The sequence below is a fragment of the Stenotrophomonas sp. STEN063 genome, assembly GCF_056854515.1.
Map to the genome: position 1 here is coordinate 49,962 of NZ_JBXFWF010000006.1, position 22,538 is coordinate 72,499.

Annotated in this window: 14 protein-coding genes; 7 read left to right on the forward strand and 7 right to left on the reverse strand. The window is 64.1% G+C overall.

All coding sequences use genetic code 11. The features are described 5' to 3' along the window. Positions 1-202: 202 nt before the first annotated feature. A complete protein-coding gene (locus AC1VWL_RS03115; RefSeq protein WP_481615281.1) occupies positions 203-1,918 on the reverse strand; it encodes an alpha-amylase family glycosyl hydrolase in 1,716 nt (571 codons plus the stop codon). Then, complete coding sequence (locus tag AC1VWL_RS03120; RefSeq protein ID WP_481615282.1) at positions 1,918-3,399, reverse strand: MFS transporter; 1,482 nt, start codon at positions 3,397-3,399, stop codon at positions 1,918-1,920. Before AC1VWL_RS03120 ends, AC1VWL_RS03115 begins: the two co-directional genes overlap by 1 nt. A 210-nt stretch (positions 3,400-3,609) precedes the next feature. On the opposite strand from AC1VWL_RS03120, the gene AC1VWL_RS03125 reads away from it, so the two are divergent. Further along, positions 3,610-5,676 (forward strand): glycoside hydrolase family 97 protein, encoded by a 2,067-nt coding sequence (locus AC1VWL_RS03125; RefSeq protein ID WP_482985716.1) that lies wholly within the window; start codon positions 3,610-3,612, stop codon positions 5,674-5,676. Between the two features lie 430 nt (positions 5,677-6,106). Then, the gene (locus AC1VWL_RS03130) at positions 6,107-8,875 is read left to right on the forward strand and encodes a TonB-dependent receptor (protein WP_481615284.1); all 2,769 of its coding nucleotides are present in this window, start codon (positions 6,107-6,109) and stop codon (positions 8,873-8,875) included. Positions 8,876-9,478: 603 nt separating this feature from the next. On the opposite strand, the gene AC1VWL_RS03135 is transcribed toward AC1VWL_RS03130, so the two are convergent. Next, positions 9,479-11,092, reverse strand: coding sequence for an alpha-glucosidase family protein (locus AC1VWL_RS03135; RefSeq protein WP_482985717.1), 1,614 nt, complete (start codon positions 11,090-11,092; stop codon positions 9,479-9,481). Positions 11,093-11,295: 203 nt separating this feature from the next. Here AC1VWL_RS03135 and AC1VWL_RS03140 point away from each other — a divergent pair, with 203 nt between their 5' ends. Both AC1VWL_RS03140 and AC1VWL_RS03145 read left to right on the forward strand, forming a co-directional pair. Further along, positions 11,296-12,294 (forward strand): polyprenyl synthetase family protein, encoded by a 999-nt coding sequence (locus AC1VWL_RS03140; protein WP_282270849.1) that lies wholly within the window; start codon positions 11,296-11,298, stop codon positions 12,292-12,294. Between the two features lie 5 nt (positions 12,295-12,299). Beyond that, a complete protein-coding gene (locus AC1VWL_RS03145; RefSeq protein ID WP_481615286.1) occupies positions 12,300-12,554 on the forward strand; it encodes a helix-hairpin-helix domain-containing protein in 255 nt (84 codons plus the stop codon). Positions 12,555-12,961: 407 nt separating this feature from the next. Here AC1VWL_RS03145 and AC1VWL_RS03150 read toward each other — a convergent pair whose 3' ends face one another. After that, positions 12,962-13,750 (reverse strand): dienelactone hydrolase family protein, encoded by a 789-nt coding sequence (locus AC1VWL_RS03150; RefSeq protein ID WP_482985718.1) that lies wholly within the window; start codon positions 13,748-13,750, stop codon positions 12,962-12,964. Between the two features lie 121 nt (positions 13,751-13,871). Here AC1VWL_RS03150 and AC1VWL_RS03155 point away from each other — a divergent pair, with 121 nt between their 5' ends. After that, positions 13,872-14,465 (forward strand): SMI1/KNR4 family protein, encoded by a 594-nt coding sequence (locus tag AC1VWL_RS03155; protein WP_482985719.1) that lies wholly within the window; start codon positions 13,872-13,874, stop codon positions 14,463-14,465. A 60-nt stretch (positions 14,466-14,525) separates the two neighbouring features. Here AC1VWL_RS03155 and murD read toward each other — a convergent pair whose 3' ends face one another. The 3 genes from murD to AC1VWL_RS03170 form a co-directional block, all read right to left on the reverse strand. Then, entirely contained in the window at positions 14,526-15,965 is a 1,440-nt protein-coding gene (gene murD / locus AC1VWL_RS03160; protein WP_482985720.1) for a UDP-N-acetylmuramoyl-L-alanine--D-glutamate ligase, read from the reverse strand. After that, positions 15,946-17,397: a UDP-N-acetyl-alpha-D-muramoyl-L-alanyl-L-glutamate epimerase gene (gene murL, locus AC1VWL_RS03165; RefSeq protein WP_482985721.1), complete on the reverse strand. Its 1,452-nt coding sequence runs from the start codon at positions 17,395-17,397 to the stop codon at positions 15,946-15,948. Before murL ends, murD begins: the two co-directional genes overlap by 20 nt. Positions 17,398-17,473: 76 nt before the next feature. Continuing rightward, positions 17,474-20,083 (reverse strand): bifunctional aspartate kinase/diaminopimelate decarboxylase, encoded by a 2,610-nt coding sequence (locus AC1VWL_RS03170; protein ID WP_482985722.1) that lies wholly within the window; start codon positions 20,081-20,083, stop codon positions 17,474-17,476. Positions 20,084-20,656: 573 nt separating this feature from the next. Here AC1VWL_RS03170 and AC1VWL_RS03175 point away from each other — a divergent pair. Next, positions 20,657-21,526, forward strand: a complete 870-nt coding sequence (locus tag AC1VWL_RS03175; protein ID WP_482985723.1) for a PhzF family phenazine biosynthesis protein — start codon at positions 20,657-20,659, stop codon at positions 21,524-21,526. 32 nt (positions 21,527-21,558) lie between these two features. Continuing rightward, the gene (locus AC1VWL_RS03180) at positions 21,559-22,419 is read left to right on the forward strand and encodes a PhzF family phenazine biosynthesis protein (RefSeq protein WP_482985724.1); all 861 of its coding nucleotides are present in this window, start codon (positions 21,559-21,561) and stop codon (positions 22,417-22,419) included. The last annotated feature ends 119 nt before the right edge of the window (positions 22,420-22,538 follow it).

Below are 22,538 nucleotides of genomic sequence, written 5' to 3' on the forward strand. Positions count from 1 at the left end.
AGCTACCCCTCCCCGGCCCTCCCCTTGCCTTCGGCAAAGGGAGGGAGACAAGCAAAGCCTCCAGCTGCACGTGATCTGCCCCCTCCCTTTTGCGCAGCAAAGGGGAGGGTTGGGGAGGGGTGCTTTTGGAGCGGGGATTAACTAGCTAAAGCTGCCCTCACCCCAACCCCTCTCCCGCGTGCGGGAGAGGGGCTCAAGCGGGTTACTGCGCCAATCGCTTATCCCGCGCTATCTGATCCGCCATAGCCGCATCCAACTGCGCACGCAGCTCCGGCTGCAAGACCTGCCCTTCCAGCACAAACACCTTGACGCCATGCGCCGGCACTTCGGTCTTCAGCGAACTTCTCACCTTCAACGAACCGCCACCCAGCACATCACGCCACTGCCCGGTCTGCAGGTAACGGTTCACCTCGAACGAACGTGCTGCATCACTCTTGTTCAACAGCACCAACGCCGTCTGCGCAGTATCACCATGCTGCAGTACGCGGTAGAACACCGCCTCATCGCCGTGCAGCCGCTCATTTACCTGCAAGCCGCGCTGCAACGCAGGCGTTGCTTCACGCAGTTTGGCGATGCGCTGCAGCGGTGCGAAGATCGGACTCTGCCCTGCCTCATCCACCCGCTGCTGGCCGAAGTAGGCACGGTTGCCCGCATGCTCGGCACGACCACGCATGAAGCCGGTTTCCGAGCCGTAATAGAGCACCGGAATACCGCGTGCAGTGAACAGCCAGTTGTGCGCGTCGATGAAACCGGCATCGCTGGCATCCAGCCGCGCCATGTCGTGGTTGTCGTAGAAGCTCATCAGCGCATACGGATTGGCATACGGGCCGCCGCTCAGGTGCAGCGGTTCGGCCAGCGTTTCAAAGCCCTTCTGCTCCTTGCCGAACACCGAGGACATGGCACCGCGCAGCGGGAAATCCAGCACGCTGACATTGGCGTTCGCCGGCCAGGTATGCTCGGCAATCTTCGCTGCGTCGTAGTCGAAGGCTTCGCCGAACATGAACATGCCCGGGTGCTGGGCGCGGATGCGGTTTACGAATTCATGCCACCACGGATGCGGCAGCCAGCCGATGGTGTCGATGCGCAGAGCATCCACGCCCTGCGCGGTCCATTGCAGGTAGGCGCCAACCAGGTAGTCCATCACCGCCGGATTGTGCTCATTGAAATCCGACAGCTCGGCCAGGTTGCCGTCAAAGATCGAACCCTTGCTGCCATCGACCGGGCCGATGTTGTTGTAGAACGCATGCAGCGGATTGTGTTTCGGATCGAGCTTGTCCGGGGCCAGGTTCTGATGGTCGGCAATCAGCTTGCCGTCCTTGTCGAAGATCTGGCCGAACTGCGGCTGCCGCTTGGGCATGGTCCAGGCCGGCGAGCCGTGGTTGCCGACGATATCCAGCACCACTTTCAGCTTGGCATCGTGCAGGCCCTTGGTCAGCCCAGCGAAATCCAGACCAGCGCTGGGCAGATGCTCGTCCAGCTTGTAGAAGTTGATGCCCCAATAACCGTGGTAACCGGTCTTGCCGCGGTCAGTCAGCGTGCTGGTGCAGCTGATCGGCTTGCTGCCGGTGAATGCCTGATCGGGGTTGTCGATGATCGGCGTGATCCACACGGCGCCAAAGCCGAGCTCGCGGATGTAATCGGCGTTGTCGAGTACGCCCTTGAAGTCGCCGCCGAGGTAGCCGATGTTGCCGTCGATCTTGTCCGGGCACGGCACCGGGATATCGAAGGTGCGGTGTTCGCCGCCCTGGTCGCGATGATCATTGCTGGTATCGCCATTGACGAAGCGATCGGTGACCACGAAGTACACCGCATCACTGGCGAATGGCTCGGTGGTGCCGATGTAATCCGGCCTGTTGCCGGCCAAGGCCGAGCCTGCCACCACTGCCAGTCCTACCGCTGCTGCCAAACGACCACGCATCACACCACCTCCTGTTGCGACGGAACCCGCAGCACGCACAAACCGGCCACGAACAGACTGCAGCCGCCCAATACGAGCACGTGGATGGGATCACCACCCAACCAGTTGCGCAGGGCGAAGCCCAAGGCACTGGCGGCCACCAGCTGCGGAATCACGATGAAGAAATTGAAGATGCCCATGTACACGCCCATCTTTGCCGCTGGCACGCTGTCCGACAGCAGTGCGTACGGCAGCGACAGGATCGAGGCCCAGGCAAAGCCGACGCCGACCATCGACAGCAGCAGCCAGTGCGGGTCCTTGATCAGCATCAGCGAGATCAGGCCCAAGCCGCCCAGCCACAGATTGACCAGATGGCTCCAGCGCAGGCCAATCGCCCGCACCATCAGCGGAATGATCAGCGCCGCCACGGCAGCGAAACCGTTGTAAGCGCCGAACAACACGCCGACCCAGTTCGCGCCTTCGTTGTACGCAGCTGACTGCGTATCGGTTGAACCGAAGTGCGTGCCAGCCACCGCTGCGGTGGTGTAGATCCACATCGCAAACAGGGCGAACCAGGAGAAGAACTGCACCCATGCCAAGCGCCGCATCGTGCCCGGCATGCTGCGCAGGTCATCGACGATGGTGGCCAGCATATGCGTGCCGGGCAGCACCCGCGCCACGCCCAGCAGCAGGCCGTAACTGACGCACAAGCCGGCCAGCACGTAGAGCATGCGGTCGCCTTGGCGCCAGGCGATCAACGCTGCCAGCAGCACACCCAGACCCAGCCACAGGCCAATCTGGCTCCACTGCGGCAAGCCGCCGACGCGTTGCGTCGAATGCACAGCGGACGGCTCCGCATCATCAAAACTGGCCAGCTCGGCCGGCGAATACTCGCGCGTGCTGAACACCGTCCAGCTCATCGCCAGCAGCAATACTGCCGCGCCGAAGTAGAAGGCATAGCGCACGGTATCCGGCACTTCACCCGGCCCGGCGGTATTGGCCACGCCGAAGTGGGCAAGGATGAAGGGCAGGAAGCTGGCCACCACCGCGCCCACGCCGATGAAGAAGCTCTGCATCGAGAAGCCTGTCGGGCGCTGCTTCGGCGACAACTGATCGCCAACGAAGGCGCGGAACGGCTCCATCGAGATATTGATCGAGGCATCCAGCACCCACAGCGTGCCGGCGGCGATCCACAGGGTCGGCGAGTTCGGCATCACCAGCAGCGCGAGCGTGGTCAACACCGCGCCGATCATGAAGTACGGACGGCGCCGGCCCCAGCGCGTCCAGGTGCGGTCGGACAGATAGCCGATCACCGGCTGCACCAGCAGCCCGGTCAGCGGTGCGGCGATCCACAGCCCCGGCACCGCGTCCATCGGCGCGCCCAGCGTTTCAAAGATGCGGCTGGCATTGGCGTTCTGCAGCGCGAAGCCGAACTGGATACCCAGGAAGCCAAAACACATGTTCCAGATCTGCCAGAACGACAGCTGCGGTTTGCTATTCATCAAGCGCTTCCCCCCTCCGGGAATCACGGATGCGATGTTGGGCGCGGATGCGCTGCAGCCATGGTAGAGGGCGCACCTGTGATCTGCACCGCTGTTGCATACGTATTCAATGCGGCATTGCCCCCACAGCGGCCTCGGCCGGGGAATAGTGGCGCCACGTGCCGCCCCGCTGGGCCGGCGCGCCGACCAGAACCCGGAGTTGAGACCCGCATGGCCGATTCACGTTCCACCCCTGCCCGCCTGTCGCTGAGAGCCGCCTTCGCGCTGCTGCTGATCAGCGTCCTGCCGGCCCACGCCGCCGATCTGGCGCGCGTAACCTCACCCGACAAGCAGCTTGTAGTGGTCGTCGAATCCCAACATGAAGGCCGCCCCTCGTACCGGGTGGAGCGCAATGGCCAAGCGGTGATCGCCCCGTCGCGGCTGGGCATGCTGCTTGGTGATGGCCGCCTGGAGCGCAATGTCGCGCTTACGGGGCAGTCGCAGCGCAGCTTTGATGAAACCTGGGAGCAGCCCTGGGGCGAGCGCCGCCTGACCCGCAACCACTACAACGAACTGCGCGCCAGCTTCACCGAGAAGCCCGGCGCAGGCCGCAACTACGAGCGCCGCTTTGACGTGGTGTTCCGCGTCTATGACGACGGCATCGGCTTCCGCTACGAATTCCCGCAGCAGGCCGGCATGAAGCAGGCGCAGATCCACGCCGAGCTGACCGAGTTCGCACTGGCGCGCCCAGCCACCGCCTGGTGGATTCCCGCCTTCGAGTGGAACCGCGAAGAATACCTGTACCACCAGACCCCGCTGAAGGAAGTCGGCACCGCGCAGACCCCGCTGACCCTGCGCAGCGACAACGGCCTGCATATCTCCATCCACGAAGCCGCGCTGGTGGACTACGCCGGCATGAACCTGGCGCGTGGCGATGGCGACATCCTGCGCGCAACGCTCACCCCGTCCAGCAGCGGTGCGCCGGTGGTGCGTACCCTGCCCTTCAACACCCCATGGCGCACCATCACCATCGGCGAGAAAGCTGGTGATCTGGCCGAATCCAGCCTCATCCTCAACCTCAACGAACCCAACGCCATCGGCGATGTGAGCTGGTTCAAGCCAGCCAAATATGCCGGCGTGTGGTGGTCGCTGCACCTGGAGACCGAAACCTGGGCGACCGGTCCCAAGCACGGCGCCACCACCGAGAACACCCGCCGTTACATCGACTTCGCCGCCGCCAACGGTTTCCGCGGCGTACTGGTGGAAGGCTGGAACATCGGCTGGGATGGCGACTGGTTCGCCAACGGCGAGGCCTTCGACTTCACCCGCGCCACCCCGGATTTCGACCTGCCCCGCCTTGCCAGCTACGCCGCCGGCAAGGGCGTGCACCTGATCGGCCACCACGAGACCGCCTGCGCGGTCAGCCATTACGAACGCCAGCTGCCCGCCGCGCTGGACCTGTATGCGCGCAACGGCGTGGATGTGGTCAAGACAGGCTATGTCTGCGACGCCGGTGACATCCACCGCCAGGACCAGGCCGATGGCCCGATCACCCGCGAATGGCACGAAGGCCAGTGGATGAGCAACCACAACCTGCGCGTGCTGCAGCAGGCCGCGGCCAGGCACATCGCGATCAACTCCCACGAGCCGATCAAGGACACCGGCCTGCGCCGCACCTACCCGAACTGGGTATCGCGCGAAGGCGCCCGCGGCATGGAGTTCAACGCCTGGGGCAACCCGCCCAACCCGCCCGGCCACGAAGCCACGCTGGTATTCACCCGCATGTTGGGCGGACCGATGGATTACACCCCCGGCATCGTCAGCCTGAAGGGCCGCAACGGCCTGCCCCTGCGCAGCACCCTGGCCAAACAGCTGGCCCTATACGTGGTGTTGTACAGCCCGGTGCAGATGGTCGCCGACCTGCCCGAGCACTACGCCCAGCACCCGGACGCCTTCCAGTTCATCAAGGACGTGGCGGTGGATTGGGAAGAAAGCCATGTGCTCAATGGCGAGGTTGGCCAGTACGTGACGTTTGCGCGCAAGGCGCGTGGCAGCGAGGAATGGTTTGTCGGCAGCGTTGGCAGCGAGAAGCCGCAGGCGCTGGATGTGGCCTTGTCGTTCCTGACCCCGGGCAAGCGTTACCGCGCGGAGATCTACCGCGATGGGGACGGTGCCAATTGGGAGACTGCGCCGTTTGCGTTTGTCCGTGAGACGCGGGTGGTCGACAACCGCGACCGGATCAAGCTGCAGCTGGCGGCTGGTGGCGGTGCCGCTGTGCGGTTTGTGCCGGTGGAGTAAGGACTGGGTCTGGAGCCCAAGGCTTTGGGCTTTGGGCTTTGGGCTTTGGGCTTTTGCCCTACAGCCGTCATTCCCGCGCAGGCGGGAATCGCTCTTGTCTTTGACTTTCGCGCGGAACGTCAAGAGCGCAGAGCGATTCCCGCCTGCGCGGGAATGACGGCATAAAACAAAAACCAAAGCCTAGGCCAGAGCGATTCCCGCCTCCGCGGGAATGACGGCGTGAAGGCAGAACCACCACAGAAAGCGTTTTCAGACCTATCTGCCAACGCAAACCCCCATTGAATACGTATGCAGCCCAGCACCACGGGCTTGCCCGCTGATTACCATGCGAGTCAGTCGCAAGCAGCAAAAAACAGCGATGCATCCCCCACCCAAAAAATACGGGGGAGCACAAAAAACAACCAAACGACATCACCTGGGAGAGGGGAGTATGTTGAACACCAAGCGCAATCTGCTGAGCGTTGCACTGGCCTCAGCCATCACATTGACCGCCACCGGCGTACACGCACAGACCGTGGACGACGAGGCCAAAGCGAAAGCCAAGGCTGAAGCTGTCGACCTCGACACCGTCACCGTCACCGGCATCCGCCGCGGCATCGAGAGCGCGATCTCGGTAAAGCGTGACTCGTCCTCGATCGTGGAAGCCATTTCGGCCGAAGACATCGGCAAGCTGCCGGACGTGAGCATCGCCGAATCCATCGCCCGCCTGCCCGGCCTGGCCGCCCAGCGCGTCGCCGGCCGCGCCCAGGCCATCAGCGTGCGCGGCCTGTCGCCCGACTTCGCCACCACCCTGCTCAATGGCCGCGAAATGGTCAGCACCGGTGACAACCGCTCGGTGGAGTTCGACCAGTACCCGTCCGAGCTGATCAGCGGCGTAACCGTGTACAAGACCCCGGACGCCGGCCTGGTCGGCCAGGGCCTGTCCGGCACCCTGGACATGCAGACCGTGCGCCCGCTCAGCTACAACGAGCGCGTCATCGCCGTCAGCGGCCGCTACCAGAAGAACTCGCTGGGCGAAGCCGCCGGCGAGGATCCGTACGGCAACCGTCTCAACTTCAGCTACGTCGACAAGTTCGCCGACAACACCATCGGCCTTGCCATCGGCATCTCCCACTCGGAAATGTCCAAACAGGAAAACCAGGTCGGCCTGTACGAGCCGTGGCAGGCCATCGGCGACAACTGGCGCCCAGGCGTTGCTGCCGGCACCTTCTACTCCGACGGCATCAAGGCCCTGCGCCGCACCGGCAATGCCAAGCGCGACGGCGTGATGGCGACCCTGCAGTTCCGACCCAACAACAGCTGGACCAGCACGCTGGACACCTTCTACACCAAGGCCAAGGAACACGACACCGCCAACCAGATGGAAATCCATCTGGGCGACTACAACGGCGGCTACGACCGCTTGAACGTCACCGACGTGGTCGTGAACGGCAACGGCAGCTTCGTCAGCGGCACGGCGCACAACGTCTATCCGTTGATCCGCGGCATGTACAACAACCGCGAAGACACCATCAAGGCCATTGGCTGGAACAACGAATTCAACTTCGGCGATGTACGCGTGGTGGCGGATGTCAGCTGGTCCAAGGCCGAGCGTGACGAGCTGAACCTGGAGAACAACCTGCAGCTGCTGCCAGCACCGATGCTGGATTCGGTGAAGCTGAATTTCGCAGGTGGCAACTTCCCGCAGTTCACCCCGGGCTTTGATTACTCGGACTACAGCAAGCTCTACCTCACCAATACCATCTATGGTTCCGGCTACGGCAAGACGCCGCATGTGGACGATGAGCTGAAGGGCTTCAAGCTGGCGGCCACCTTCCCGGTGCCGGAAGGCTTCACCTGGTTCTCGGACTTCGATGTCGGCATGAACTACGCCGACCGCAGCAAGAACAAGACCCAGGCCGAGGGCAACATCAACCTCGGTGCACAGGGCATCACCAGCATCGCCGCCGACCTGCAGTACAAGCCGGTCAACCTGGGCTTTGCCGGCGCCGGCTACATCCCGGCCTGGAACGTGCCTGCTGCGGTTGGCCGCTACATGACGTTCAACCCGACCACCACCGAAAGCTACCTGATTCCGAAGCAGTGGACGGTGGATGAGAAGATCACCACCACCTTCCTGCGTGCCAACATCAGCACCCAGATCGGCTCGATCCCGGTGCGCGGCAACGTCGGCATCCAGGCCCAGCATGTCGACCAGTCTTCGCATTCCAATTACTGGGATGGTTCACAGCCGGTTGGCAGCCAGGTCATTCCGATCAACGCCGGCAAGAAGTACCTGGACTTCCTGCCGAGCTTGAACCTGGCCTTCGAACTGCCGGCCGAGAACACCATCCGTTTCGCCCTCGCCCGCCAGGTCGCGCGTCCGCGCGTCGACGAACTGCGCGCCTCGATGGAATTCGGCATGGACACCAATACCGGCAAGCCTGGTTCCAGCGGCGGCAACCCGACCCTGGATCCGTGGGTAGCCAACGCCGCCGACCTGTCCTGGGAAAAGTACTTCGGCAACAAGGCCTACGTGGCCGCCGCCGTGTTCTACAAGGACTTGAAGAGCTACATCTACACCGAGAAGCGTGACGGCTACGATTTCACCAACCAGGTGGCAGAGTGGCTGAAGGTTGGCACCAATGCAGCCCAGCTGCAGGTCCCGGCACAGTCGATCGGCTACTACACCGCACCGTTCAACGGCACCGGTGGCAGCCTGCGCGGCGCCGAGCTGACCGCCTCGTTGCCGCTGGACCTGTTCACCGATGCCCTGCGTGGCTTCGGCGTGGTGGCCAGCGCGAGCTTCAACGACAGCGACATCATGATCAAGCCCGACCCTGCCAACACCAACAGCGTTGGCACCGGCCCGATCATGCTGCCGGGCCTGTCCAAGCGCGTTTACAACTTCACCGCCTACTACGAGAACAGCGGCTTTGAAGTGCGTTTGAACCAGCGCAAGCGCTCGGACTTCATCGGCGAGATCGGCAACTTCAATGGCGCCCGCACCCTGCGTTATGTGAAGGGCGAGGACGTGCTGGATGCACAGCTGGGCTACAGCTTCGGCGACGGCACGATGTTCAAGGGCCTGAGCCTGTTCCTGCAGGCCAGCAACCTGACCAACTCCAAGTACGAAACCTATGCCGGCACCAAGGACAGGCCACTGGAAACCGTGGAATGGGGCCGCACCTACCAGGTGGGTGTGAACTACAAGTTCTAAACCGTTCTGGTTGAGAGCGCGTTGAAGGCCCGCTGCTTTGCAGCGGGCCTTTTGCGTTGTGAGCAGCCTTGGCGCTTTCCGTATCCCAGAAGGAATTTGCTGAAGTTTGTTGCAGCCAAAGCATTGGCCGATTTGCTGTGGCTGTGGCTGTGGCTGTGGCTGTTGTGTGATGTCTGTGGTTGTTGTTGAAGTTACGCCGTCATTCCCGCGCAGGCGGGAATCGCTCTGGCTCTTGGCTCTTGGCTCTTGGCTCTTGGCTTTTGGCTCTTGGCTCTTGGCTCTTGGCTTTTGGCTCTTGGCTTTTGGCTCTTGGCTCTTGGCTTTTGGCTTTCCCTTCTCCCGCCTGCGGGGGAAGGTGCCCGTAGGGCGGATGGGGGGGAGCTTTGGCTTTGGCCTGCTTTTAGAAGCGCCCTCACCCCAACCCCACGCCCGCAGGCGGGTGTGGGGCTTGAGCCTGAGCCAGAGCCGGAGCCGGAGCCAAAGACAAAGCCAAAGCCAGAGCCAGAGCCAAGGCCAAGGCCAAGGCCAAAAGCAAAAGCCAAAAGCCAAAAAAAAAGGCGGAGATGCTATCTCCGCCCGCACAAAAGAGAGAGCAACAAAAACTCAGCTGCGACGCGCGCAATACACCGCGTGCCCAGGCAATACCAGTTCGCCAGCCTCGATCGCACCCGCCACCGGGCCCGGCAGCGCCAAGGCCTGCCATTCACCGGCCGGCAACGGATGCCGCACCGCTTCGCCGGACAGATTGAACGCCAGCAACAGGGTCTCATCGCCGGCCTGACGCTCGAACAGCAACACCGGCTCAGCACTATCAAGGAAGCGAATCGACCCCTCGACCAAGGCCGGATGCGCCTTGCGCCAGCTCAGGAAGCTGCGGAAGGCATGCAGTACCGAATCGCCATCCACTTCCTGCGCCTGCACTGACAAAGCCTGATGCTCGGTCGGAATCGGCAACCACGGCTTGCCAGTGGTAAACCCAGCCAATGCATCATCAGTCCACGGCATCGGCGTGCGGCAACCATCACGGCCCTTGAAGTTCGGCCAGAAGGTGATGCCGTAGGGATCCTGCAGCGCCTCGAACGGCACGTCCGCTTCGCCAAGCCCCAGCTCTTCACCCTGATAGATGCACACCGACCCACGCAGCGAACACACCAACGCCGCCAGCATCTTCGCCAACGACGGTTTGGCCGGATGCCCGCCCCAACGGGTCACAGCACGCTGCACGTCATGATTGGAAACCGCCCAGCACGGCCAGGACTCGCCCATCGCCGCTTCCAGCCGTTCGACGGTGCCGCGGATGTAGGCCGCGCTGTAATCATCCACCAGCAGCTCGAAGCTGTAGCCCATATGCAGGCGGCCCGGCGCGGTGTACTCGGCAGTTGTCGCCAGCGAATCCTCCGAAGAGATTTCGCCCAAGGTCACCGCCTGCGGGTACTCATCCAACAAGGCACGCAGGCGCTCGAGGAAACCAATATTCTCCGGCCGGGTGTTGTTGTAGTAGTGGTACTGGAACGCATACGGGTTGTCCGGGCTGAAACCACGGCCAATACGCTCGCTTTCGGGTTTCGGCGGGTTGTCGCGCAACTGCGCGTCATGGAAGCAGAAGTTGATCGAATCCAGACGGAAGCCATCCACGCCACGGTCCAGCCAGAACTTCACGTAATCCAGCGTTGCCTGCTGCACCGCCGGATTGTGGAAATCCAGGTCCGGCTGCGAGGCCAGGAAGTTGTGCAGGAAATACTGCCGACGCCGCGGCTCCCACTGCCAGGCCACGCCACCGAAGATCGACAACCAGTTGTTCGGCGGGCTGCCATCGTCGCGCGCATCGGCCCACACATACCAATCGGCCTTGGGATTGTCGCGGCTCTCGCGGCTTTCCTTGAACCAGGCATGGTCCACCGAGGTATGGCTGAACACCTGGTCGATCATCACCTTCAGGCCCAGCGCATGCGCCTTGGCCAGCAAGCGGTCGAAATCGGCCAGGTTGCCAAACAGCGGGTCCACATCGCGGTAATCGGCGATGTCGTAGCCGAAATCAGCCATTGGCGACTTGAAGAACGGTGACACCCAGATCGCATCCACGCCCAATGACGCCACGTACTCCAGGCGATCGATGATGCCCGGCAGGTCGCCGACGCCGTCGCCATTGGTGTCCAGGTAGCTGCGCGGGTAAATCTGGTAGATGACGGCACCGCGCCACCATGGAGTCTTGGACATCGAACGCCCCCCTACGGGCCTCAGAGCCCCTGTTTCAGGGCTGCGAAATGTATGCCGGCCAGCTTAGCGTCGGCGCTTTGCCGGCGGGGTTGCTTGCATACGTATTCACTGCGCAAAGGCCCGGTTCTGTTCGGTTTTCGGCCCCAACGGGCCGCCCGCGCCCACACCGCCTATAATCCCCGGGTACCCCCTGAAGTCTTCCTATGAGCATCGCCGAACATATCCGCCCCGCGCTGGGCCTGCCTGCCATCCAGACCCTTGCCGCAGCGGACATGGCTGCCGTCGATGCCCTGATCCGTCGCCGCTTGTCCTCGGACGTGGTGCTGATCAACCAGATCGCAGACCACATCGTCTCGGCCGGCGGCAAGCGCCTGCGGCCGATGCTGGTGATGCTGGCCGGCCATGCGGTCGGCGGCGCCGGTCCGGAGCACCACCAGCTGGCGGCGATCATCGAGTTCATCCATACCTCCACCCTGCTGCACGACGACGTGGTCGATGAATCCGACCTGCGCCGTGGCCGCAGCACCGCCAATGCCCTGTGGGGCAATGCCCCCAGCGTGCTGGTCGGTGACTTCCTGTACTCGCGCAGCTTCCAGCTGATGGTCGAGCTGGAGCGCATGGCGGTGATGCAGATCTTGGCCGACACCACCAACCGCATCGCCGAAGGCGAAGTGCTGCAGCTGCTGCACGTGCATAACCCGGATACCGACGAAGCTGCCTACCTACGGGTGATCGAGCGCAAGACCGCGGTGCTGTTCGCCGCCGGCACCCGCCTGGGCGCGCTGGCCACCGGCGCCGACGAAGCTGTGCAGCAGAAGCTCTACGACTACGGCATGCACCTGGGCTATGCCTTCCAGATCGCCGACGATGTGCTGGATTACTCCGCCAATGCCGACGAGCTGGGCAAGAACCTGGGCGACGACCTCGCCGAGGGCAAGGCCACCTTGCCGCTGATCCATGCCATGGCGCACTCGGACGAAGTGGTCCGCAACCGCCTGCGCGAGATCGTGCAGGACGGCGATGCCAGCGCGATGCCGGAAGTGTTGGCTGCCATCCATGCAACCGGCGGCCTGGAATACAGCCGCAAGCGCGCCGTGGAATATGCCAACGCCGCCGAGCAGGCGCTGGACGGCCTACCGGAAACCGACGCCGTTGCCGCCCTGCGCGGCCTGGCCCGTTACGCCATCGAACGCAGCCACTGATCGCGATGGCAGGCCTGCAGCAGTTCAACGAGGAAGAACGCGCCGTGCTGTTGGCGGTGAAAGGGGTCGGTGCCACCGTGGTGGCCCGACTGGAGCAGCTGGGATTCCATTCGCTGCAGCAGTTGGCGGAAGCCGAAACCGGCGACGTCGTCAGCCAGGCCTCGGCCATGCTGGGCAGCAGCTGCTGGCGCAACAGCCCGCAAGCGCGGGCGGCGATCAGCGGGGCGATAGCGGCGGCGCAGAGCCGGGCGTCGTTGTAGGAGCGGCGCTGGGTGGCCTCGGGCCATAAGCCGCGAAGCCACGCTTGTTCCCGGCGCTACCAAAGGCGAACCGCCAGCAGCGCATCCCGTGCGGACAGTATTTGCCGCGATCTGACAGGTAGTCAGCTTCGCGGCTTATGCCGCTCCCACAAATCTGCACGCCTGATGCGTTGCTGGGAACGCCCCTTGCCGAGCATGGCTCGGCACTACGCTCCCTCCCTTTGCCGTAGGCAAGGGGAGGGTTGGGGAGGGGTAGCTTTGCCGCTTCTGATCTTGCTCTGGCTTCGCGGCTTATGGCCCGAGGCCACCCAGCGCCGCTCCTACAAAACATTGTTGGTGAAGCCCCTGCCGAGCATGACTCGGCACTACAGGCCCCAGGGCATCGCTGGTAAAGCCCCTACCAAGCGTTAGTCCCCTAGCCGCTCTTCCAGGAAATTGTCCATCATCTTCCACGCGCGCTTGGCGGCGCGTGGGTCGTACAGGCAGCCCGGCGGGCTGTTGGCGTCGGACTCGGCGAAGCAATGCACCGCGCCACTGAAGTTGACGAACTGCCAGTCGGCCTTGGCGGCATCCATCTCGCTGCCAAAGTTGGCGATGTCCTCTGCAGTGACGCCGCGATCAGCCGCGCCGTTGAGGACCAGGATCGGTACCTTGCCGCTGCCGGCTGCTGCCGGAGCTGGTGTCGACAAGCCACCGTGCAAGCTGACAACGCCCGCCAAGGGCATGCCGGCGCGGGCCATCTCCAGCACGGTGGTGCCGCCGAAGCAGAAACCCACGGCGGCGATCTGCGAAGCATCCAGCGGCACCTTGCCAGCCTGTGCCTTCAAGGCATCCAGCGCCGCAGCCGCACGGGCGCGCAGCAGCTCCCTGTCCTCACGCAAGGGCTTGGAAGCAGCAGCCGCCGCATCGTTGTCCTTGGGCCGCACGTTCTTGCCGTAAACATCGGCAACCAGCACCACATAGTCATCGCCGGCAATCTGCTCGGCCTTGGCGATCGCCGAGGCGTTGACGCCACGCCAGTTCGGCACCATCACCACGCCGGGACGGCGCGTGTCACCTTCGTCGTCGTAGACCAGCACGCCACTGAAGGTGGTGCCGTCGTGCTGCCACTCCAGCGGCTGCGACTTCATCGCGGCCCATGCCGGCGTTGCCGCCAGTCCCAGCATTGTCATTGCAGCCCATCGCCACTTGTTCATGCCTGCGCTCCTGAGAAGAGGACGGAGGCATCCAGTCGATATCGCCTCCCGTGCCGCATTGTGCATTGGCGGCGTTACGCAGGTGTGCTTGGATAGGCATCCCCCACGCATCCATCTGCATATGAGCCTTGTCGATACCTTCCTTTCCGGCCTTGCGCCACGCCTGTCGGCAGATGACGCCCCGATGTGGCGCTGGGTGGAAGGCGCAAGCCAGTCAGACCTGCAGCGCCTGCAGCGACAGTGGCCGCAGGTACCGGCAAGCCTGCTGGAGCTGCTGGCGCAGGTAGATGGCAGCCACTACCGGGACTACCCGCAAGGTGAGGTCAACGTGCTGATGCTTGGCTCGGACGTCGGCGACGGCAGCTACCCCTACTACCTGCGTTCGGTACAGCAGATCTTCGAGGACAGCGCGCAGTGGGACGACAGCATCCGTTCCATCTACGAAGAATGGCTGGACGATGAGCCGGAGATTCTCGGCGCCGGCATCGATGCCGACGTGCCGATGGGCAGGCGCCTGTGCTTTTCGCACTGCATGAACAACGGCGGCACCTCGATGTTGTATTTGGATTTTGATCCTGCCGACGGCGGCATCAGTGGCCAGGTCGTGCGCTACCTGCACGACCCGGACAGCTATGCGGTGATCGCGCCCAGCTTCGATGCCTACCTGCAGCAGCTGATAGACGGCGGTTACGCCTTCACCGACGAAGAAGAGTGATCTGCAGGTAATGGGTGGCGCCGACTGACAATCAGCGCCACGTCGGCCCCGGCCAAGGCCTTACAGGATACCGATACCCGGAATCGCACTGATGCTGTCCGGATCAAACCCGGCCAACTCGGCGAAGTGCCGTCCGCGCGCCACATAGTCCTTGTAGGCACCAAAGCTCGGTGCGCCCGGCGAAAGCAGCACTACCCCGCCCTGCCCGCTCAGCGCGGCACGCGCCAATTCCACCGCATGCGGCAGATCGGTCGCGGCGTGCAGGCCAAAACCGCCCGCCTCGGCCAATGGCGCGAGCAGCGTATTGATGCGTGGACCGTTGTTGCCCATGGTCACGATCTCGACCGGCGCGTTGTCGCGCATGTGTTCGGCGAAGTCCTGCCAATCCACGCCGCGATCGTGCCCGCCAACCAGCAAGGCGATGCGCTGCCCGGCGAAACAATCCAAGGCGGCCAGCGATGCGTGCGGCGTGGTGCTGATCGAATCATTCACCCAACGCAGGCCATCGCGTTCGCCCAGTAGCTGCAGGCGGTTCGGCAATGGCCGGAAACTCTGCACCGCAGGCGCCAAGGCAACCGCATCCAGACCAAGGGCTTCCAGCGCAGCCAACACCGCGCACAGGTTGCCGCGGTTGTGGCGGCCGGGCAGCGGCGTGTTCGAGGTGTCGAATACTGCCTGCGTACCGCGATGCACAATCTCACCAACCATGTGCCAGCCTTCGGGCTGGTTGAACCAGACGATCTGGCTGTGCGGCAGCTGCAGCGCGCGCAGGTGTTCGTCAGCGGCGTTGAGCACGGCGACGCGCGGATGACCGCCGGTCACCAACGACAGTTTGTCGTCGATATAGCGCTGCTCGCTGCCGTGCCAGTCCAGATGCTCAGGAAAGATGTTCAGCACGATGGCGACGTCCGGCCGCGTACCACTGCGGGCAACTTCACCGGTCTGGTAGCTGGACAGTTCCACCGCCCAGTAGTCCGGTGCCGGTTGCGGGTCCAGGGCCTCCAGCAGCGGCAGACCGATATTGCCGATCAGGCCGGCGCGATGCCCGGCCGCGCGCAGCAGGTGCGCCAGCAACGAGGTAGTGGTGCTCTTGCCCTTGGTGCCGGTAACGCAGACCGTGTTCGGCAGCGCGCCATCGGCACCGGCGTGCTCGCTGAACCACAGCGAGGTGCCACCGATGAACTGCGTGCCCTGCGCCAAGGCATGCTGCGCTTCGGGCTTGTACGGACTGATGCCCGGCGACTTGATCACTACGTCGAACGAAGCAAGCAACTCACCGCTGAGCTCGGTTTCAACGCGCAGGTGTGCATCGCCAAGCGCAAGAATTTCTTCTGCCTCGGAAGCGGAACAAAGCACGCTCAAACGCGCAGGAAACCGCTCCTGCGAATCACCGCTGACGATCCCCCATTCCCGATCACGCAGCGCGTGATAGGCCGCGCGGCCCTCACGCCCCCACCCCCACAGCGCGACGCGTTTGCCTTCAAGCTGCGAAATTCGCACGCAGACGCTCCCACAGTGCTGCCGGGATGCGGTGCTCGCCATCAAATACCAGCAGCGGTTCAATCTGCAGTTCGTCCGCCGACAAGGTCGGCTGGATCAGGTTGGCGAAGCGCTTGACCAGCACGTCTTCCTTCCAGTCCGGACGCGATGCCAAGGTCGCCATTGCAGCGCGCGATTCCTTGCCCTCGCCCACGCATTCGAACGGCTTGTGATCCTGAAACTCCAGCAGCGCGTCGTAGCCGCCGGCCTGTTCCATATCGTCCAGCAGGTTGCGGCCGAAGATGCGCACCAGGCGGATCTTCGGCATGAACGGGGCCAGCGCCAGGAACACGAAGTGGCACTTCGGGCAGACGCCGCACCAGCGGTTCACCGGGCGCTCGCCGAGGATGTGGAAGTTGCGGTTGCAGCTGGAGAAGTGCGCGTCGTAGAAATCGGTCTTGGCGAACTGACGGGCAACCGCCAGCTCCGACAAGGGACGCAGCAGCGAGTAATAGTTCAGGTCAGCGGCGATGTGCTGCTGCACGTATTCGCCGAATGCCTTCTCGAAGGCCCAACCCTTGGACCACTGGTGGTTCACTTCACCGGTACCGGCAATCTGGCTGCCGTAGCTGGCCGAACGTTCGTTGGAGAACACCACTTGATCCACGCCCTGCACCACCGCAGCCAACACCATGATCGCCGAGTTCACCGCAGTGACCGGGATATGGCCATTCCATGCGCCCTGGCGGTTGAGCTCGAACAGCTCCGGCGCCAGCGTGCGGCCGATGTTGAGGGTCGGCAGGCCGGTGCGCTCGGCGCAGGCACGGATCAGCTGCGAGCCGCCGATCCAGGTGACGGTTTCGGCCACGCCGGCGTTGCGCAGGGCTTCGATGCTGACCAGCGAGTCCTTGCCGCCGCCGATGGCTACCAGGGCGTGGTGGGCCAGGCCGAGGGCAGGCGCTTTGCTCCCCTCTCCCGTCGGGAGAGGGGCCGGGGGTGAGGGTACGGCTGCGGAGGAGGCTGCGTCGGCTGACGTACCCTCTCCCCAACCCCTCTCCCGGGGGGAGAGGGGCTCAGCCACCGGCAGCTTGAACCGGTCGCGCAGGTTCAGGCCGTTACGGTAGGCGAATTCGCCCAGGCCGTTGAAGTACACCGTTTCCACCAACGCGGCGGTGGCCGCGTCGATGGCGTAGCTGTCGATGCTTACCTGCGCCGGCACCGCCGCCTTGTAGTAGCTGACACCTGCAATCAGGTGCAGCAGCTGCAGGGCGCGTTGCACCGCTGCCGTGCGCTCGTCGTCCAACTGGAACGGCGCGCCCGGCACGGTGACGGTCTCGGTCAACTCCGGACCGTCGTCGAAGGCGTATACCAGCCGCGCCACACCGGTGTCCGCGGCGAAATCGCAGCGGACGAAGCGGAAACGGGAAACCTGGTCTTTATCAAAAGCTGTCATGGCGTATCCGGAAATCAAACTTGCCGTTGCGCGTCAGCGCGCAACGGACGACAAAGGTTTTCGCAGCAAACAGACGTCATTGCACTTCATCAATGACGTCCTCGCGCGGCAAGGCGCGTTGGTTATAGGTACTGGCCATGCTGAAACCATAGGCGCCAGCATCGGCGATGACCATCACATCGCCCGGTGCGGTCGCCGCCGGCAGCTTCACCCGCTCGGCAAACACATCGCTGGATTCGCAGATCGGGCCGACCACGCTGAAATCAACATCGCGCTCGGCATCCAGCCGCGACAGGTTGGCGATGTCGTGCCAGGCGTCGTACAGCGCCGGGCGCAGCAGGGCGTTCATGCCGGCATCCAGGCCAACGCGGCGCACGCCATCCTTCTCCACTACCTGCGAAGCATGGGTCAGCAGCACGCCGGACTCGGCCACCATGAAGCGGCCAGGCTCGATTGCCAGCTGGAAGGCCGGGTGCACCGCCTTGATGTCGGCCAGGCCAGCGGCCCAGGCGTCCAGATCGAAGGGCTCGTCATCATCGCTGTACGGCACCGGCAGACCGCCGCCGATATCGAGGATTTCGACGCTGCCGATACGGCGCGCGAAGCCGGCCATTTCATCGACCATCTGCTTCCAGTGGCCACTGTTCTCGATGCCGCTGCCCAGGTGCGCATGCACGCCGGTGATGCGGATATCCAGCGCGCGGGCGGCGGCGATGAACTCATCGACGCGCTGCGCGGACAGACCAAACTTGGAGTCCTTGCCGCCGGTGTTCACCTTCTTGTGGTGACCATCGCCGTGGCCCAGGTCGATGCGCAGCCACAGCGAACGGCCACGGAACACTTCCGGCCAATGCTTCAGCAGCTCGACGTTGTCGACGGTGACGTTGACGCCCAGCGCCAGCACCGCCTGGTACTCATTGATCGGCGCGAAGCTTGGTGTGAACAGCACGCGCTCCGGGGTGATACCCGGCACCGAGGCGAACACCAGTTCCACCTCGCCCTGCGACACGCATTCCAGGCCGAAACCTTCGGCTGCGAGGGTGCGCAGGATCTCTGGGTGCGAGTTGGCCTTGATGGCGTAGAAACGACGATCGATCGCCGGAATCGCCTTCAACTGACGGGCGCGCTCACGCACCTTGTCCAGGTCATAGATATAGGCCGGCGTGCCCTGCGCAGCCAGCTCCAGCAGCTTCTTCTGCTTGGCCGGCGCCTGCCACCACGGCGTCTGCCGCGGGCGGATGCTGCCGATGATTTCGCGCCAGCGCGGGCCGAATACCTGTTCCTCGTAAACCGGCATGGCGCCGCTGTCGATCAGCTCGGCGTGCAGGATTGGCAACAAGCCATCCGCATCGGCCTCGTCGATCACGAAGGTCAGGTTCAAGTCATTGGAGGACTGCGAGATCATGTGCACGCGCTCCTTGCCGAACGTGGCCCACACGTCGGAGAGCTTGTACAGCAGCGAGCGCATGCCGCGACCAACCAGGGTGATCGCCGCGCACGGCACGATCACCTTGACCTTGCAGATCTGCGACAGGTCGGCCGACAACGCCGCCAGCACATCGGTGTTGACCAGGTTTTCGGACGGGTCCAGCGACACAGTGACGTTGGTCTCGGCCGAACCGATCAGGTCCACCGACAGGCCGTGCTTCTTGAACAGGTTGAATACGTCGGCCAGGAAGCCGACCTGCTGCCACATGCCGATGCCTTCCATCGAAATCAGCACGATGCCGTTGCGACGGCTGATTGCCTTCACGCCCGGCACTGGCTCGGCGGTACCGTCGATGCTGGTACCCGGCATATGCGGGCGCTCGGTATCGAGGATGGCCATCGGCACGCCGGCATCGCGGCAGGGCTTGATCGAGCGCGGGTGCAGCACCTTGGCGCCGGTGGTGGCGATTTCCTGCGCCTCGTAATAGTCCAGGCGGGTCAGCAAACGCGCATCCGGTACGTCCTTCGGATTGGCGCTGAACATGCCCGGCACGTCGGTCCAGATTTCAACGCGGCTGGCACCGAGCAGCGCACCGAAATAGGCGGCCGAGGTGTCCGAGCCGCCGCGGCCGAGGATGGCGGTGCCTCCGTCGCCGTGGCGGGCGATGAAGCCCTGGCTGATCAGCATGCGGGTCGGCTGCGCCGAGAAGCGCTGCTTGAAATCGCCGCCGCCCTGCCACTGGCAGTTCACCGACAGACGCTGCGACCACTCGGTCTGGTTGGGTGCGGGCGGCAGTGCATCCAGCCACTCACGGGCGTCCATCCAGCCGAAGTCCAGGCCGTTGCTGCGCAGGTAGGCGGCACCGACGCTGGAGGACAGCAGCTCGCCCTGGCCCAGCACTTCGGCCTGCCAGTCCAGCGGACGGCTGGCCGCGCGCGGGTCGTCCAGCAGCGCCTGCAGCGCGGCCAGGCGTTCAGCCAGCACTTCGCTGCCCAGCTCCAGCTCGGCGAGGAATTCATTGTGGCGGGTGACCAGCGCGGCCACGCGCTCGCGGCTGTCAGCGGCGCCGTCGGCAATCGCGGTCAACTCGTTGGTGACGCCCGACAAGGCCGACACCACCACCAGTACCCTGCCACCGGTCTCGTCCGCACGTTTTTTCGCCAACTGACCGATCGTGTTCCAGCGATGACGACGCGACACCGAGGTGCCACCGAACTTGAGGACGATCCAGCGATCAGCGATTGGGGAAGCAGACATTGGCTTTGTGGATTCACTAGTGGGAGAAAGACCCGGCAATGCGGGCGGAACTACCGATTCTATGCCAAGGCCGCTGTGCCGGGACGGCTGAGTTACCGGCGATACCATCACCGCCCCGCCTCCCTTCCCGGGGCGGAGAAAGTAGCATTTGCAACGATTCGGGTCATCTTTGGGTGAAAGGGGGCCGGACTGGAGGCTTTGGATTTGGATTTGGATTTGGCTGTGGCCGTTGCCTACGCTTCTAAACGCCGTCATTCCCGCGCAGGCGGGAATCGCTCTAGCTCTAGCTCTAGCTCTAGCTCTGGCTCTGGCTCTGGCTCTGGCTCTGGCTCTGGCTCTCGCACCCAGCAAAGGGCAAAACCCGGAGCGATTCCCGCCTACGCGGGAATGACAATTCACTATTTTTTGGGGCCAACCTCTACCTCGGCCCCGCCTGAACCAGAAGCCAAAGCAATTCCCGCCTACGCGGGATGACGGTTCATTATTTTGAGGAATGGCCCTGAAAGCCTTGCCGCCTCTGGCGCTTTTTCCCAACCTTCCTAAGCTGGGCACAGCCCCCCGACCCGAAAACCCATGCGCCAACGCCGTTACCTGCAACTGGACGTCTTCGCCGCCCGCCCCGGCAGCGGCAACCCACTAGGTGTCATCCTCGACAGCGATGGCCTGGATACCGCCGCCATGCAGGCCATCGCCGCCTGGCTGAACCTCTCCGAGACGGTCTTCTTCCTGCCGCCGGATGATGGCGCCAGCTACCGCATCCGCATCTTCACCCCCAGCAGCGAACTGCCCTTTGCCGGCCACCCCAGCGTCGGCGCGGCCTGGGCGGCGGTCACCTCGGGCCTGGCGACGCCGCGTGACGGCCAGCTGCTGCAGCAATGCGCTGCCGGCCTGCTACCCGTGCAGGCAAGCGGCCCGCGTGATGCCCCGACCATCCTGTTGGCCAGCCCACCTGCCCGGCAGCGGCAGACCGCGCCGGGCGTCGTGCCGGAACAGCTGCAGGCCTTGCTCGCGCCGGGATATGCCCCCGAACTCTGGGACAACGGACCTGGCTGGTGGCTGCTGCCGGCGCGTGACGCCGACAGCGTCCGTGCACTCGTTCCGGACATGCCTGCAATCGCCGACTGGAGCAATGCCACCGGCGCGACCGGCGTTGCGGTGTTCGCTGCCGAGAGCAGCCCAGACCACGCACTGGTGGTACGTGTGTTCTGTCCCGCAGATTCGGCGAGCGTGCCCGAGGACCCCGTCACAGGCAGTGCCAATGCGCTGATTGCCGCATGGCTGCAGCAACACGGGCAACTACCCAATGCTGATGGCAATTACGTGGCCAGCCAGGGCCGGGAAGTGGGGCGCGATGGTCGCGTCCAGCTATCAATCGACACGCAGGGCACGGTCTGGATCGGCGGCCAGGTCCAGCCGGTTATCGCAGGACAGGTGCACTGGTAAGCTGCCCAGCCGTCGTCTGGAACCGATCCGCAATGTCTGTTCGCCGTTATCTGCAGTTGGACGTGTTCGCCGCCCGCCCGGGCACCGGCAACCCGCTGGGTGTCATCGTCGACAGCGAAGGCCTGGATGATGCCGCCCTGCAGGCCATCGCCGCCTGGCTGAACCTGTCCGAGACCATTTTCTTCCTGCCGCCCGATGAAGGCGCCAGCTACCACATCCGCATTTTCACCCCGAAGGGTGAGCTGCCCTTCGCTGGCCATCCCAGCGTCGGTGCCGCCTGGGCCGCGGTGGAACTCGGCCTGGCCACACCCGACGACAACGGCCAGCTGATCCAGCAATGCAAAGCCGGTCTGCTGCCAGTACGGGTACAGGGCGGTCGTTGGTTCCGCCAGATCCATGTGCGCAGCCCGCAGGCGGAACGCCGTGATCTCGTCCTCGATACCGCGCCCGAAGGCCTGGCGGCGCTGGCCAAGCCCGGCCACAGCCCCGAACTCTGGAACAACGGCCCGGACTGGTGGCTGCTGGAGGCCGGCAGCGAGGCCGCCCTGCGTCGCTACAAGCCGGAGCTGGCGGCGATTGCTGCCATGCCGGGCCGCGGCAAGCTGGCGGTGTATGCGCCGGCTGACCGACCGGATGTGGGCTACCAGTATGTGGTGCGCGCCTTTGCGCCCGGTGTCGGTGTCAACGAAGACCCGGTAACCGGCAGCGCCAACGCACTGGTTGCCGCCCAGCTGTTGGCCCAGGGCCGGATCAAACCCTTCCAGCAGTACCTGGCCAGCCAGGGCCGTGAGCTCGGCCGCAATGGCGAGGTACGGGTGGAAGTGGATGCGGACTCCAACATCTGGATTGGTGGTGAAGTGCAACAGGTTATTGCTGGGCAGATTGAGTGGTGAGGGTGCACGCGGTGCCCGCTTTTCCCTTCTCCCGTTTACGGGGTTAAGAACAGGCGTTCACGAGCCAAAGGCTCGTGACTGTTCGTACGCCCTGCGTGCTACGCAGGGCCGGGGCGCGG